We start from the raw sequence: 14,426 nt of genomic DNA, 5'->3' as shown, positions 1-14,426 counted from the left end.
CAAAACCGCCACTCAGCCCTAGAAAAGCAACAACCCCGGGGGGAAGCCATGAACCAGACCACCTATGCCGGTTCTGCCGGCGGAGCCAAGAGCGCCAGCAAGAGCGACATCGAGACCTCGACCATCCGCGCCATCTCCTGGCGCCTGATTCCGTTTCTGGTGCTAGCCTACTTCTTCTCCTATCTCGACCGCGTCAATCTCGGCTTTGCCGCGCTGACCATGAATGCGGAGCTGAAGTTCACCCCGCTGATCTTCTCCTGGGGCGCCGGCATCTTCTTCATCGGCTATTTCATCTTCGAGGTGCCGAGCAACCTTGCGCTGGAAAAATTCGGCGCGAGCCGCTGGATCGCCCGCATCATGGTGACCTGGGGCATCATCTCGGCACTGATGGCAATGGTCAGCGGCGTGACGAGCTTCTACGTCCTGCGCTTCCTGCTCGGCGTCGCCGAGGCCGGCTTCTTCCCCGGCATCATCCTCTATCTCACCTACTGGTATCCGGCCCAATATCGCGCCCGCTTCCTCGCGGCCTTCGCCATCGCCGTTCCGGTCTCGACCGTGATCGGCGCGCCGATCTCGGGCCTGCTGCTCGGGCTCGACGGCATGATGGGGCTGAAGGGCTGGCAGTGGCTGTTCATCATCGAGGGCATTCCTTCCGTGCTGCTCGGCATCGTCACCTGGTTCTATCTCACCGACAGACCGGAGAAGGCGGACTGGCTCTCGGCCGAGCAGAAGGCCTGGCTGAAGGCGAAGCTCGACTCGGAGATCGCGGCAAAGCAGGCAGTGAAGCACTTCTCGCTGGGCGAGGCGCTGTCGTCACAGAAGGTGATTGCACTCAGCCTGATCTATTTCGGCTTCGTCGGCGCGCTCTATGGCATGCAGTTCTGGCTGCCGCAGATCGTCAAGGCGTTCGGCCTCACCAACGCGCAGACCGGCTTCGTCACCGCGATCCCGTATTTGTTCGGCACCATCGCCATGATCCTGTGGGCGCGGCATTCGGATGCGAGTCGCGAGCGCGTCATGCATGTCGGCGCCCCGCTGCTACTCACAGCCGTTGCTCTCGGCATCTCCTCCTCTCTCACCGATCCCACCCTGACGATGGTGGCGCTGACGGTCGCCGCGATCGGCGTGTTCTGCTGCTTCGGCGTGTTCTGGACGTTGCCGACCGCCTGGCTCTCCGGCACCGCGGCGGCCGGCGCCATCGCCCTGATCAACTCGATCGGCAATCTCGCCGGTTTCGGCGGGCCCTATTTGATCGGCTGGGTCAAGGAAGCCACCGGCCAGACCTCGACCGGTTTGCTCGTCCTCGCCGTGCTGCCCCTGATCGCCGGCTTGCTGGTCTTCGTCGGCGGCCACGACAGCAAGCACGAGTTTGCCGAGCAGGGGCGGTAAGGGCGTCAATTAGTAGGGTTGGCAAAGGCGCGCCCCTTGCGCGCCGTGCCCATCATCTTTTCCTGCGCTGATCGGGTTGGTGGGCACGCTCCGCTTTGCCCGCCCTACAATCGCACCTTCGCAACATGGCCCCCCAACCCTTACCACCGCTTAACGATCACGGTTTCCTGATGACTGACGATTATTGACTTTCGTCAGTGATTAGTCGACATTCCTCAAATCGAGATGCAGGAGTGTCCTTCGATGTTCGTCCGGTCGGTTTTATCCAGCTATTCCAAGCTCTTGGCGGGTGTGTCGCTGGCTCTGATGGCCGCAGCCCTGGCCGGGTGCAATGATACTGTCGCCGAGAAGGCCGAGCCGCCGCGGCCGGTTTTGGTTGCGACCGCGCATTATAGTGCCGAGACGCCGGAGCGCAGCTTCGTCGGCACCATCAGGCCGCGGATCGAGAGCGATCTCGGCTTCCGCGTCGCCGGCAAGGTTGCCAAGCGCTTGGTCGAGGTCGGCCAGACCGTCGAAATCGGCCAGCCATTGGCCACCCTCGACGAGGTCGACCTGAAACTCCAGGCCGAGCAGGCCGTCGCCGAGCAGACTGCCGCGACCGGTGTGCTGGCCCAGGCCGCCGCCGCCGAGCAGCGCGCCAAGGACCTGAAGGCCAAGGGCTGGACCACCGATGCCCAACTTGATTCGAGTCGCGCCGCCGCCGATGAGGCCCGTGCGCGCCTGAACCGGGCCGAGCGCTCGGTCGAACTGACCAAGAATTCCCTTTCCTACGCGACGCTCAACGCCGACGCCCGAGGCGTCGTCACCGCAACGCTGATCGAGCCCGGCCAGGTGGTTGCCGCGGGCCAGGCCTCGATCCGTGTCGCCCGCTTTGCCGAAAAGGAAGCGGTCGTCGCGATCCCTGAGACGCTGGTCGGACGCGCCAAGTCGGGCGTCGCCAGCGTCACTCTTTGGTCCGAGCCGAACAAGAAGTATGCGGCCAAGCTGCGCGAGATCGCGCCGGCGGCCGACCCGGCCACGCGCACCTATCTGGCAAAGTTCTCGCTGCCCGAGGCCGACGACAAGGTCGCGCTCGGCATGACCGCGACGCTGACGCTGTCGGACGCCGCGACCGAGCGCGTCGCGCGGCTGCCGCTGTCGGCACTGTTCAATGAAGGCGGCAAGCCGTCCTTCTACGTCGTCGACGACAACGGTGCGCTCACTTTGAAGCCGGTCACGGTGAAGTCCTACGAGAGCAACGACGTGATCATCACCAGTGGCGTCGAAGAGGGCGCCAAGATCGTCACCCTCGGTGTGCAGAAACTCGATCCGGGCCAGCGGGTGCGGATCGTGTCGTCCCTGTCTTTCTAGGTTTGTTTACGAGTTCGTCCTTGCGAGGAGAGTTTCGGCCTTTGTCCCTAAGCAAAGGCTGAAGCGGCGAAGCGATCCAGAACCTGCCCAGCCCCCTGGATTGCTTCGCTGCCTCGCGATGACGGGGTGATAGAGCGGCTGTCGTATTTGCAACTGGATCTTCTTTTCGGAGAGAGCGATGAAGCGCTTCAACCTTTCGGCCTGGGCCGTCAGCCATCCGACGCTGGTTCTCTTCCTGATGATCGTGCTCGGCGTCGCCGGCTTCTTCTCCTATGAGAAGCTCGGCCGCGCCGAGGATCCTTTCTTCACGGTGAAGGTGGTCAACGTCTCCGTGATGTGGCCGGGCGCGACCGCGCAGGAGATGCAGACCCAGGTCGCCGACCCCATCGAGAAGAAGATCCAGGAGCTGCCCTATTTCGAGAAGGTGCAGACCTATTCCAAGCCCGGCTTCACCGCGCTCCAGGTTACGTTCCGCGACAACACGCCGCCGAAGGACGTGCCTTATCTCTTCTACCTCTTGCGCAAGAAGCTGGTCGACGTGCAGGGCCAGCTGCCGTCCGGCATCCTCGGGCCCGTCGTCAACGACGAGTTCTCCGACGTCGATTCCATCCTGTACATGATGACCGGCGACGGCGCCGACTATGCCCAGCTGAAGAAGGTCTCGGAAGGTTTTCGTCAGCGCCTCCTGAAGGTGCCCGGTGTGACCAAGGTCGACGTCTACGGCAATCAGGACGAGCGCATCTTCGTCGAGTTCTCCCACGCCAAGCTCGCCACCCTCGGCATCACGCCGCAGGCGCTGTTCGATTCGCTCGCCAAGCAGAACAACGTGACGCCGGCCGGCACGGTCGAGACCTCGTCGCAGCGCGTGCCGCTGCGCGTCACCGGCGCACTCGACGGTGCCAAGGCCGTCGCCGAAACGCCGGTCGAGAGCAACGGCCGCGTGTTCCGCCTCGGCGATATCGCCACCGTCACCCATGGCTTTGTCGATCCGCCGAGCTTCGTCGTGCGCCAGGAGGGCAAGCCCGCGATCGGCATCGGCGTCGTCACCGCCAAGGGCGCCAACATTCTCGATCTCGGCAAGGAGGTCGAGAAGGCGACCAACGAGTTCATGAAGGCCGTGCCGCAGGGCATCGACGTCAAGCTGATCGCCGACCAGCCCAAGGTGGTCGAGCACGCCGTCGGCGAGTTCGTGCATTCCTTCATGGAAGCGCTCGTCATCGTGCTGTTCGTCTCGTTCCTGGCGCTCGGCTGGCGCACCGGCATCGTGGTCGCCTTGTCGGTGCCGCTGGTGCTCGGCATCGTCTTCATCGTCATGAACACGATGTCGCTCGATCTGCACCGCATCACGCTCGGCGCGCTGATCATCGCGCTCGGCCTGCTCGTCGACGACGCCATCATCGCGGTCGAGATGATGGTGGTGAAGATGGAGCAGGGCTGGGACCGCATGCGCGCGGCGTCCTTTGCCTGGGAATCGACTGCGTTCCCGATGCTCACGGGAACGCTGGTCACGGCTGCCGGCTTCCTCCCCATCGGCTTTGCCAATTCCGCGGTCGGCGAATATGCCGGCAGCATCTTCTGGATCGTGGCGATCGCGCTGGTCGCCTCTTGGTTCGTGGCGGTGATCTTCACGCCCTATATCGGCGTCAAGCTGCTCCCGGACATGAAGGCGCACCACAACCACGATCCGCACGCGGTCTACGAGACCCGCATGTACCGCGGCCTGCGTGCCATCGTGCAATGGTGCGTCAATCACCGCATCACCGTGGTGGTTGCCACCGTCGTCGTCTTCGTCGCCTCGATCGTCGGCTTCGGCCATGTGCAGCAGCAGTTCTTCCCGCTGTCGGAGCGGCCCGAGCTGTTCCTCCAGTTGCGCCTGCCCGAAGGCACCGCTTTCAACGTCACCGAAAAGGCGGTGAAGAAGGCCGAAACGCTGCTGAAGGACGACAAGGACATCGAGACCTATACCTCCTATGTCGGCCAGGGCTCGCCGCGCTTCTGGCTCGGCCTCAATCCGCAGCTTCCGAACGAGGCCTTCGCCGAGATCGTCATCGTCGCCAAGGGCGTCGAGGCGCGCGAGCGCATCAAGGCGAAGATCGAGAACGCAGCTGCCGAAGGCTTCCTGACCGAGGCGCGCGTGCGCGTCGACCGCTTCAACTTCGGTCCACCGGTTGGCTTCCCTGTCCAGTTCCGCGTTATCGGCCCCGACGCCAACAAGGTGCGCGAGATCGCCTACCAGGTCCGCGACGTGATGCGGCAGAACAAGAGCGTCAAGGACGTCCAGCTCGACTGGAACGAGCAATCGCCTTACCTCAAGCTCGTCGTTGACCAGGATCGTGCCCGTGCCATGGGCCTGACCCCGCAGGACGTCTCGCAGGCGCTGGCGATGCTGATCTCGGGTTCGCAGGTCACGACCGTGCGCGACGGCATCGAGAAGGTCGGCGTGGTCGCCCGCGCGATCCCGTCAGAACGCCTCGACCTCGGCGGTGTCGGTGATCTCACCATCACCTCGCGCAATGGCGTTGCCGTGCCGCTGCAGCAGATCGCCAAGATCGAGTATGCCCATGAGGAACCGATCATGTGGCGGCGCAACCGCGACATGGCGATCACCGTGCGCTCCGACGTCGTCGACGGCGTGCAGGCCCCTGATGTCACCAACCAGATCACGCCGAAGCTGAAGGCGATCACGGACCACCTCGAGCCGGCCTACCGGATCGAGCCCGGCGGGGCGTTCGAGGAATCCGCCAAGGGCAACGCCTCGATCTTCATCCTCTTCCCGGTGATGGTCATGGTGATGCTGACGCTGCTGATGATCCAGCTTCAGAGCTTCTCGCGCCTGATCCTGGTGTTCCTGACCGCGCCGCTCGGCATCGTCGGCGCCTCGCTCGGCCTCAACGTCGCCAATGCCCCGTTCGGCTTCGTGGCGCTGCTCGGCCTGATCGCGCTCGCCGGCATGATCATGCGCAACACGGTCATCCTGGTCGACCAGATCGAGACCGACGTCTCGCACGGCCTGCCCCGGCGCGAGGCGATCGTGGAAGCCACCGTCCGCCGCGCCCGGCCCGTGGTGCTGACGGCGCTCGCGGCCATCCTCGCCATGATCCCGCTGTCACGCTCGGCCTTCTGGGGCCCGATGGCGATCACCATCATGGGCGGCCTGTTCGTCGCGACCTTCCTCACGCTCCTGTATCTGCCGGGCCTCTACGCCCTGTGGTTCAGGAAGAGCCTGGATGAGGCAGGTATCCCCGAACAGCCTGCCGCGCCGCAGCATGGGAGCGATGAGCATTCAGCTATTCCGCTTGCTGAAGCGGCTGAATAAGTGAGATGAAGTGCTGGCGGACGAGTCCTGACAAATGACACTGGTTGCGGAACATATCGAAGGCGAGACCCGGGATCGTATTCTCGAGGTGGCTGAGCGGCTGTTCCGCCAGATCGGCTACCAGAAGACCACGGTCGGGGATATCGCCAAGGAGCTCCGGATGAGCCCCGCCAACGTCTATCGCTTCTTCGAATCGAAGAAAGCGATTCATCAGGCGGTGGCCCGCTCGCTCATGGGAGAGGTCGAGCTCGAGGCCCGGGGGATCGTCGCACAGCCCGGTCCGGTCAGGGAGCGCTTCCGCGAGCTGCTCACCACCATCCACCGCATGAACACCGAGCGCTATGTCGGCGACAACAAGTTGCACGAGATGGTCGAGATCGCGATGCAGGAGGACTGGCAGGTCTGCGTCAACCATATGGAGTGCATCGCCGGCGTGGTCGGACAGATGATCGCGCAAGGCGTCGCCTCCGGCGAGTTCGAGGCGCCGGACCTGCAGCTGGCCTCGCTGTGCGCCTGCACCGCGATGATGCGGTTCTTCCACCCCCAGATGATCGCCCAGTGTGCCACCAAGCCTGGCCCGACCATCGATCAGATGATCGATTTCGTCATCGCGGGTCTGTCGCCGCGCCACTGACGAGGCGGCGGGTTTCCCTCTATAAGCAGTCGGCCGCCCCGGGCTGACCGGCTGGAAGCGGCCAGGACGGACCAACAAACTCCGTCATTGCGAGCGCAGCGAAGCAATCCAGACTGTCTCCGGGGAGGGATTCTGGATTGCTTCGCTGCGCTCGCAATGACGAAAAGGAAGCACCCGCGTGACCGACAAAGACCTTTACTTCTACGAGCCCTCCAAGGGCCACGGCCTCAAGCACGATCCCTTCAACGCCATCATCGCGCCGCGGCCGATCGGCTGGATCTCCTCCCGCGATACCAAGGGCCACGTCAACCTCGCGCCCTACAGCTTCTTCAACGCGTTCTGTTACGTGCCGCCGATCATCGGCTTCTCCTCCACCAACTGGAAGGACACGGTCGAGAACATGCAGCAGACCGGCGAGTTCGTCTGGAATCTGGCCACGATGGACCTGGCCAAGCACATGAACGCGACCGCGGCGCATGTCGCGCCGGAGGTCGACGAGTTCAAGCTTGCGGGGCTCACCGCCGTGCCCGGCAAGCTCGTCAACGTGCCGCGGGTGGGCGAGAGCCCCGTCGCCTTCGAGTGCAAGGTGTCCGACATCGTCCGCCTCAAGGGCGCCGACGGCAAGGAGGCCGACGCCTGGCTGACGTTAGGGGAGGTCGTCGCCGTGCACATCGACAAGGCCATGATCAAGGACGGCGTCTACCAGACCGCCGCCGCCCGCCCGATCGTCCGCGCCGGCCGCCGCGGCGACTATTTCGAGATCAAGCCGGAAAACATGTTCGAGATGATCCGGCCGGATTAGGCCGGCGCTTCTCTCTCCACATGTCATTCCGGGGCGACGCGTAGCGTCGAGCCCGGAATCCATTCATCCACCGACGCTGCCGCACGATGGATTCCGGGCTCACGCTTCGCGTGCCCCGGAATGACATTCTACCCCCATTGCCCCTCCCGGAACCGCCCCCGCACCCCGGCCGTTATGGTCCGGGGCCGCCCGGCCGCGTCAATGTCGCAGCCGAAGTCTTCACATCCGCCACCCACTTTCCGCTAAAATGCCTGCGAAACGCGCCGATCATGAGGTCTGCCATGAGCTTCCGCCGCGACACCATCACGAAGCCGATCTTTTCCTGGGCGCGCGGCGTGCTGCCGGCGATGTCCGAGACCGAGCGCGAGGCCCTGGAGGCGGGTGACGTCTGGTGGGATGCCGATCTCTTCACCGGCAACCCTGATTGGTCGAAGCTGCTGAAGGTGCCGCAGGCGAGGCTGACCGATGAGGAACGGGCCTTCCTGAACGGTCCCGTCGACGAGCTCTGCGCCATGCTCGACGAGTGGAAGATCTTCTGGGAGTGGCGCGACCTGCCGCAGGATGTCTGGCATTTCGTCAAGCGCGAGAAATTCTTCGGCATGATCATCCCGAAGGAGTTCGGCGGCCTCGGCTTCTCGCCTTACGCGCATTCGGAAGTGGTGCGCAAGATCCCGACCCGCTCGATCGCGGCGGCCGTCACCGTGATGGTGCCGAACTCACTCGGCCCGGGCGAGCTCCTGATGCGCTTCGGTACCAGGGAGCAGCAGGAACGCTGGCTGCCACGCCTCGCCGACGGCCGCGACATTCCCTGCTTCGGGCTCACCAGCCCCGAAGCCGGCTCAGATGCCGCCTCGATGGTCGACACCGGCATCATCTGCAAGGGCGAGTTCGAGGGCCGCGAGACCGTCGGCCTCAGGCTCAACTGGCACAAGCGCTACATCACGCTAGGCCCGGTCGCGACGCTTTTGGGCCTCGCCTTCAAGGCTTACGACCCGGATCGTCTGGTCGGCGATCAAGAAGAGCTCGGTATCACCGTGGCGCTGATCCCGACCAACCTGCCCGGCGTCGAGATCGGCCAGCGCCATCTGCCATCGATGCAGGTGTTCCAGAACGGTCCGAATTGGGGACGCGACGTCTTCATCCCGCTCGACTATGTCATCGGCGGCAAGGAGCGGCTGGGCCAGGGCTGGAAGATGCTGATGACGGCGCTGGCCGCCGGCCGTGGCATCTCGCTGCCGTCGCTCTCTGCCGCGGGTGCCGCCTATGCGGCGCGCACCACCGGCGCCTATGCCCGCATCCGCGAGCAGTTCGGCATCTCCATCTCCAAGTTCGAAGGTGTCGAGGAGCCGCTCGCGCGCATCGTCGCCACCGCCTACCAGCTCGACGCGGCACGGCGGCTGACCTGTGCTGCGCTGAATGCCGGCATTCATCCCGCCGTCATTTCCGGCATCATGAAGCTGCATGCGACCGAGCGGATGCGCACCGCCATCGATGCCGCCATGGACATCCATGGCGGCAAGGCCGTGATCGACGGGCCGCAAAACTATCTCGGCAATCTGCACCGCGCCGTGCCGGTCGGCATCACGGTCGAGGGCGCCAACATCCTGACCCGCAACCTCATCGTGTTCGGGCAAGGTGCCATCCGCGCGCACCCCTATCTGCTCGACGAGATGAATGCGCTCGCCGATTCAGACCGCGAGCGCGGCCTTACCGCGTTCGACAAGGCGTTCTGGAAGCATGTCGGCCATAGTTTCCGGACCCTGTTCCGCGCCTTGGGCCGCAGCTGGACCTTTGGCGCATTCGCGCCGGCGCCGGACGCGGGCGATGCGACGCCATTCTATCGACAGCTCTCGCGCTACTCCGCGGCCTTTGCGCTCTGCGCCGACATGGCGCTGCTAACGCTCGGCGGCGCGCTCAAGCGCAAGGAGATGCTGTCGGCCCGCTTCGGCGACATCCTGTCCGAGCTCTATCTGCTCTCGGCCGCGCTGAAGCGCTGGCAGGACGAGGGCCGGCAGAAGGAGGATTTTGCTGCGCTGGAATGGTGCATGGCGACGGGCTTTCGGACCATCGAGAACCGGCTCGCCGAGATCCTCGCCAATCTGCCCAACCGCTTCGTCGCGGGCTTCCTCAGGCTCGTGGTCCAGCCGTTCGGTGCGCGCGTGCTCGGCCCCTCCGACAGCGTCGTGCACCAATGCGCTGGCATCGTGCTGGAGCCGTCGGCGGCACGCGAGCGCCTCACGCCGGATCTGGCCCGGGTCGATGACGACGGCGGTTTTGCCCGGCTGGAGCGCGCATTCGAGCTGGTCGCCAGCACGGACGCCATCGCCAGGCGCCTGCGCGCCGCGCAGATCCGCGACTGGAAGGAAGCGGTCGCCAAGGGCGTGATCACGCAGGCTGAGGGCGAGCAGCTCGCCGCAGCCCGCGAAGCCGTCACAAAAGTGATAGAGGTCGACGATTTTGCGCCCGAGGCGCTGTCGCCGATTTACAAGAAAACCGTCAATGTGCATCAGTTCTTCCAGGAACTCGGTGAACAGAGGGCGGCGAGCTGATGGCACGACCGGTTTTCATCGTTGACGGCAGCAGGACGCCGTTCCTGAAGGCGCGTTCGGGGCCCGGTCCGTTCACGCCGGTCGATCTTGCCGTGCAATGCGGCCGGCCGCTCCTGGCGCGCCAGCCGTTTTCGCCTGACGCTTTCGATCAGGTCATCCTCGGCTGCGTCAACGTGATCGCGGACGAGATGAACCCGGCCCGTGTCGCCGCGCTCCGGCTCGGTATGGGCGAGGACATGGTCGCCTTCACCGTGCAGATCAATTGCGGCTCCGGCATGCAGTCGATCGACACCGCCTACCGCTACATCCGCGAGGGTCATGCCGACATGATCCTCGCCGGCGGCACCGAGGCGCTGAGCCACGCGCCGCTGGTCTGGCCGAATTCCGGCGTACGCTGGTTCGCCGGCCTCGCCACCGCCAAGGGCGTTGCCGCCAAGCTCGCGGCGGCCTTCAAGCTGCGGCCGCGCTATCTCAAGCCGATTATCGGCCTCGAGCGCGGGTTGACCGATCCCGTCACCGAGCTGAACATGGGCCAGACCGCGGAGGTCGTCGGCCATCTCTTCGGCATCACGCGCGCACAGTCCGATGCCTATGCCGCCGAAAGCCATCGCCGCCTTGCGTATGCGCAGGGCGCGGGTTTTCTCAAGGGCGAGGTCGAGACCGCGTTCTCCCGCGATGGTAAGTTCTTCGACCATGACGACGGTGTGCGTCCGGATTCGACGGTCGAGTCACTTGCAAAACTCCGGCCGGTGTTCGAGCGCCCCTGGGGACAGGTCACCGCCGGCAATTCCTCGCAGATCACCGACGGTGCCTCCTGGGTGATCCTGGCGTCCGACGCCGCGGTCGCAAAGCACGGGCTGACGCCGAAGGCCGTCATCGTCGACAGCAACTGGGCCGCGCTCGATCCCAGCATCATGGGGCTCGGGCCCGTGATGTCGGCGACGCCGCTGCTCACGCGCAACAATCTCACGATCAAGGATGTCGAGACCTGGGAGCTGAACGAGGCCTTTGCGACGCAGGTGCTCGGCTGCCTCGCCGCCTGGAACGACGACAAATTCTGCCGCGAGATTCTTGGGCTGGATGGTGCGGCCGGCGAGATCGACCGTGACAGGCTCAACGTCGACGGCGGCGCCATTTCGCTCGGCCATCCCGTCGGCACGTCCGGCAACCGCATCGTGCTGCATCTCGTCAACGCCATGAAGCGGCTCGGCACACGGCGTGGCGTTGCCACCGAATGCATCGGCGGCGGGCTCGGCGGCGCCATGCTGATCGAGGCGGTGTGACCATGGATTCGAAGATCATGACCGCGCTGGGCGACCGCGTCCTGACGCTCGGGCCTCCGCCCGCGGCGGACAGCCCATACAGGCATTTCAAGCTGACGCGTGACGCCGATGGGGTTGCCTGGCTGCTGTTCGACCGCGCTGATGCAAGCGCCAACACCCTGTCCTCCGATGTGATGGAGGAGTTCGACGCCGTTCTTGCCGCGATCGAGACCGAGCGTCCGGCCGGCCTCGTGATCCGTTCGGCCAAACCCTCCGGCTTCATCGCCGGAGCCGACGTCAACGAATTCCGCGGCGCCTCTGATCCCGCCATGGTGGAGACGCGCATCCGCGCCGCGCATGCGGTGGTCGACCACCTGGAAGCCTTGAGGCTGCCGACGGTCGCGGTCATCCACGGCTTCTGTCTCGGCGGCGGGCTCGAGGTCGCGCTCGCCTGCCAGGCGCGCATCGCCATCGACGGTGCGCGCTTCGGCTTCCCTGAGGTGATGCTTGGCCTGCACCCCGGCCTCGGTGGCACGGCGCGGTTCACCGCGCTGGTCAATCCGACCCAGTCGATGGCGCTGATGCTGACCGGCCGCACCATCGATGCGCGCCGCGCCAGGGCGCTCGGCCTCGTCGATACCGTGACGCAGGAGCGCCACGTCCACGGCGCGGTGAAGGATGCGCTGTTCGGCCGGCTGAAGCGGGCCAGGCCCGGTCTGCTCGCGCGCGCGGCCAATCTCGGGCCGGTGCGTGGCCTGCTGGCCAGGCGCATGCGCGCGGAGGCGGCGAAGGCCGCATCCCGCGAGCATTATCCCGCGCCTTACGCGCTGATCGATCTCTGGGAGACCCATGGCGGCAGCAAGGCCGCGATGCTGAAGGCGGAGCAGACTTCCTTCGCCAAATTGATGGTGACGCCGACCGCGCAGAATTTGATCCGCGTGTTCTTCCTGCGCGAGCAGATGAAGAAGGCCGCAGGCAGCGGCAATGCGGTCAGGCACGTCCATGTCATCGGCGCCGGCGCGATGGGCGGCGACATCGCCGCCTGGTGTGCGGGGCAGGGGCTGCGCGTCTCGCTCGCCGACATGAAGGCGGAGCCGATCGCGGGTGCGGTGAAGCGCGCAGCCGAGCTCTACGGCAAGATCATCCGCAAGCCGACCGAGGTGCGTGACGCGCTCGATCGTCTCGTCCCCGACATCGGCGGGGAGGGCGTCCGCAACGCCGATCTCATCATCGAAGCGGTGCCCGAGAAGCTCGAGCTGAAGCAGAAGGTCTATGCCGGCCTCGAGCCGCGGATGAAGCCGGGTGCGATCCTTGCGACCAACACGTCGAGCATTCCGCTTCAGGACTTGCGCACCACTCTGGCGCGTCCGGAGCGGCTGGTCGGCCTGCATTTCTTCAATCCGGTGTCGCGGTTGCAGCTGGTCGAGGTCGTCAGTCATGACGGCAACGATCCGCAGGTGCTGAAGGACGCGCTCGCCTTTGTCGGCGCGATCGACCGCCTGCCGCTCGCCGTGAAGAGCTCGCCCGGCTTCCTCGTCAACCGCGCGCTGACGCCGTACATGCTGGAAGCGATGGTGATGCTGGACGAGAAGACCGATCAGCGCCTGATCGACGCTGCGGCCGAGCAGTTCGGGATGCCGATGGGGCCGATCGAGCTCGCCGATCAGGTCGGGCTCGACATCTGCCTCGACGTCGGCGACATGCTGCGGACCAAGTTCGGCGATCTGCTGCCGCCGACGCCGGCCTGGCTGCGCGAGAAGGTCGCCAAGGGCGAGCTCGGGCGCAAGTCCGGCAAGGGCTTCTACACCTGGAAGGACGGCAAGGCGGAGAAGGCGCCGCTTCCCGAAACCAGCCCGAGGGTCAACGACCAGATGATCGACCGCCTCGTGCTGCCGATGTCCAACGTCTGCATCGCAGCGCTTCGCGAAGGCATCGTCGACGATGCCGATGCGGTCGATGGCGCCATGATCTTCGGCACCGGCTATGCGCCGTTCCGCGGCGGCCCGCTGAACTATGCGCGCACGCGTGGCGTGGATGACGTGATCTCCACATTGCGCGCGCTGGCCGAGCGATTCGGCGCGCGCTTTGCGCCTGATCCGGGCTGGGACAGTTTCAAGTGAGAGCGATATGAGCGAACAAGCGACGACCGGGCCGAGCGGCGATCTCTGCATCCGCACGCTGGCGATGCCGGCCGACACGAACGCAAACGGCGACATCTTCGGCGGCTGGCTCCTGAGCCAGATGGACGTCGGCGGCGGCGTGTTCGCCTCGAAGGCTGCGAGGTCGCGCACCGTGACGGTCGCGATCGAGGCGATGAACTTTCGCAAAGCGGTCTATGTCGGCGATCTCGTCTCGGTCTACGCCAATCTCGTGCGCGTCGGGCGCACCTCGCTGACGGTGCATCTCGAGGCCTGGGCATTGCGGCGCAAGGAGCTTCATCCGTTCCTCGTCACCGACGGCAATTTCACCTACGTCTCGATCGACGACCACGGCCGTCCGCAGGCGATCCAGCGAAACGATGCGCCGATCGCTACGTAATCGCGCGCGACGCTCTGCCTCATCCTGCGAGACGTGGCAATCGCTGCAAAACGCGGCGCGGGTGAGTCATCCTCGTCGCGGCTTCGCCAAGAACCAGTCATAAAACGGATGAGGTCCCGGCGTACTCAATTGCGTGTCGATTCGGGGTGGAAACGGCCTCAAATGCCTGGGAACCTTTGGGCAAGAGTGTCGTTATTTGCCCGCACTGAGGGATCCACGGACCATGCCGGACAGCTACATCATTGAAGTCAATTCGCAGACCGCAGGTATCGTCGTTCGCTCTCAAGGAGGCTACTGCTTCTTCGCCTCGTCCCACCGCTTCAACCGTCTCGAAGGCCAGCTCTTCCGTAACGCCCGCGAGGCCGAACGCGCCGCGCGCAAGCTGGTTAACGGCGACGTGAAGGAGGCGGCGTAAGCGCCGTCATTCCGGGGCGAGCAAAGCGCGAGGCCGGAATTTTTTGCCGAGCACACATCTGTCCACCTTCTCCCTTGTGGGAGAAGGTGGCGCGAAGCGCCGGATGAGGGGTATGCATCCGCGAAATTGCGAGAGGTTTGCTCGTTGATAGAATCCCTCATCCGTCTCGCG

Annotated in this window: 10 protein-coding genes; all 10 read left to right on the top strand. The window is 65.1% G+C overall.

The features are described from left to right. Positions 1 to 48 precede the first annotated feature (48 nt). The 10 genes from AC1RQP_RS23545 (at position 49) to AC1RQP_RS23500 (ending at position 14,255) form a co-directional block, all read left to right on the top strand. Complete coding sequence (locus AC1RQP_RS23545; RefSeq protein WP_492938669.1) at positions 49 to 1,389, top strand: MFS transporter; 1,341 nt, start codon at positions 49 to 51, stop codon at positions 1,387 to 1,389. Between the two features lie 243 nt (positions 1,390 to 1,632). After that, positions 1,633 to 2,739, top strand: coding sequence for an efflux RND transporter periplasmic adaptor subunit (locus AC1RQP_RS23540; protein WP_492938668.1), 1,107 nt, complete (start codon positions 1,633 to 1,635; stop codon positions 2,737 to 2,739). 178 nt (positions 2,740 to 2,917) lie between these two features. Continuing rightward, the gene (locus AC1RQP_RS23535) at positions 2,918 to 6,055 is read left to right on the top strand and encodes an efflux RND transporter permease subunit (protein WP_492938667.1); all 3,138 of its coding nucleotides are present in this window, start codon (positions 2,918 to 2,920) and stop codon (positions 6,053 to 6,055) included. A gap of 34 nt (positions 6,056 to 6,089) precedes the next feature. Beyond that, entirely contained in the window at positions 6,090 to 6,689 is a 600-nt protein-coding gene (locus tag AC1RQP_RS23530; protein WP_492938666.1) for a TetR/AcrR family transcriptional regulator, read from the top strand. Between the two features lie 178 nt (positions 6,690 to 6,867). Then, the gene (locus AC1RQP_RS23525; protein ID WP_239621798.1) at positions 6,868 to 7,491 is read left to right on the top strand and encodes a flavin reductase family protein; all 624 of its coding nucleotides are present in this window, start codon (positions 6,868 to 6,870) and stop codon (positions 7,489 to 7,491) included. A 281-nt stretch (positions 7,492 to 7,772) separates the two neighbouring features. Then, positions 7,773 to 10,040: an acyl-CoA dehydrogenase gene (locus tag AC1RQP_RS23520; protein ID WP_492938665.1), complete on the top strand. Its 2,268-nt coding sequence runs from the start codon at positions 7,773 to 7,775 to the stop codon at positions 10,038 to 10,040. Beyond that, positions 10,040 to 11,323 (top strand): acetyl-CoA C-acetyltransferase, encoded by a 1,284-nt coding sequence (locus AC1RQP_RS23515; RefSeq protein ID WP_492938664.1) that lies wholly within the window; start codon positions 10,040 to 10,042, stop codon positions 11,321 to 11,323. Before AC1RQP_RS23520 ends, AC1RQP_RS23515 begins: the two co-directional genes overlap by 1 nt. Before the next feature lie 2 nt (positions 11,324 to 11,325). After that, positions 11,326 to 13,422 (top strand): 3-hydroxyacyl-CoA dehydrogenase NAD-binding domain-containing protein, encoded by a 2,097-nt coding sequence (locus tag AC1RQP_RS23510; protein ID WP_492938663.1) that lies wholly within the window; start codon positions 11,326 to 11,328, stop codon positions 13,420 to 13,422. 7 nt (positions 13,423 to 13,429) lie between these two features. Beyond that, the gene (locus AC1RQP_RS23505; RefSeq protein ID WP_492938662.1) at positions 13,430 to 13,840 is read left to right on the top strand and encodes an acyl-CoA thioesterase; all 411 of its coding nucleotides are present in this window, start codon (positions 13,430 to 13,432) and stop codon (positions 13,838 to 13,840) included. Between the two features lie 223 nt (positions 13,841 to 14,063). Further along, positions 14,064 to 14,255 (top strand): hypothetical protein, encoded by a 192-nt coding sequence (locus AC1RQP_RS23500; protein ID WP_024341426.1) that lies wholly within the window; start codon positions 14,064 to 14,066, stop codon positions 14,253 to 14,255. Positions 14,256 to 14,426 lie beyond the last annotated feature (171 nt).

Source organism: Bradyrhizobium sp. GW821-FHT13H06, assembly GCF_058803975.1.
Note: the sequence above shows the minus strand (reverse complement) of the source record. Positions and strands in the feature narration are given on the sequence as shown.

What these genes read in the sequence shown, in the direction of transcription:
- AC1RQP_RS23520 (WP_492938665.1), top strand. Translation starts at nt 7,773, where the DNA reads ATGAGCTTCCGCCGCGACACCATCACGAAGCCGATCTTTTCCTGGGCG.
- AC1RQP_RS23540 (WP_492938668.1), top strand. Translation starts at nt 1,633, where the DNA reads ATGTTCGTCCGGTCGGTTTTATCCAGCTATTCCAAGCTCTTGGCGGGT.
- AC1RQP_RS23530 (WP_492938666.1), top strand. Translation starts at nt 6,090, where the DNA reads ATGACACTGGTTGCGGAACATATCGAAGGCGAGACCCGGGATCGTATT.
- AC1RQP_RS23515 (WP_492938664.1), top strand. Translation starts at nt 10,040, where the DNA reads ATGGCACGACCGGTTTTCATCGTTGACGGCAGCAGGACGCCGTTCCTG.
- AC1RQP_RS23545 (WP_492938669.1), top strand. Translation starts at nt 49, where the DNA reads ATGAACCAGACCACCTATGCCGGTTCTGCCGGCGGAGCCAAGAGCGCC.
- AC1RQP_RS23535 (WP_492938667.1), top strand. Translation starts at nt 2,918, where the DNA reads ATGAAGCGCTTCAACCTTTCGGCCTGGGCCGTCAGCCATCCGACGCTG.
- AC1RQP_RS23500 (WP_024341426.1), top strand. Translation starts at nt 14,064, where the DNA reads ATGCCGGACAGCTACATCATTGAAGTCAATTCGCAGACCGCAGGTATC.
- AC1RQP_RS23505 (WP_492938662.1), top strand. Translation starts at nt 13,430, where the DNA reads ATGAGCGAACAAGCGACGACCGGGCCGAGCGGCGATCTCTGCATCCGC.
- AC1RQP_RS23510 (WP_492938663.1), top strand. Translation starts at nt 11,326, where the DNA reads ATGGATTCGAAGATCATGACCGCGCTGGGCGACCGCGTCCTGACGCTC.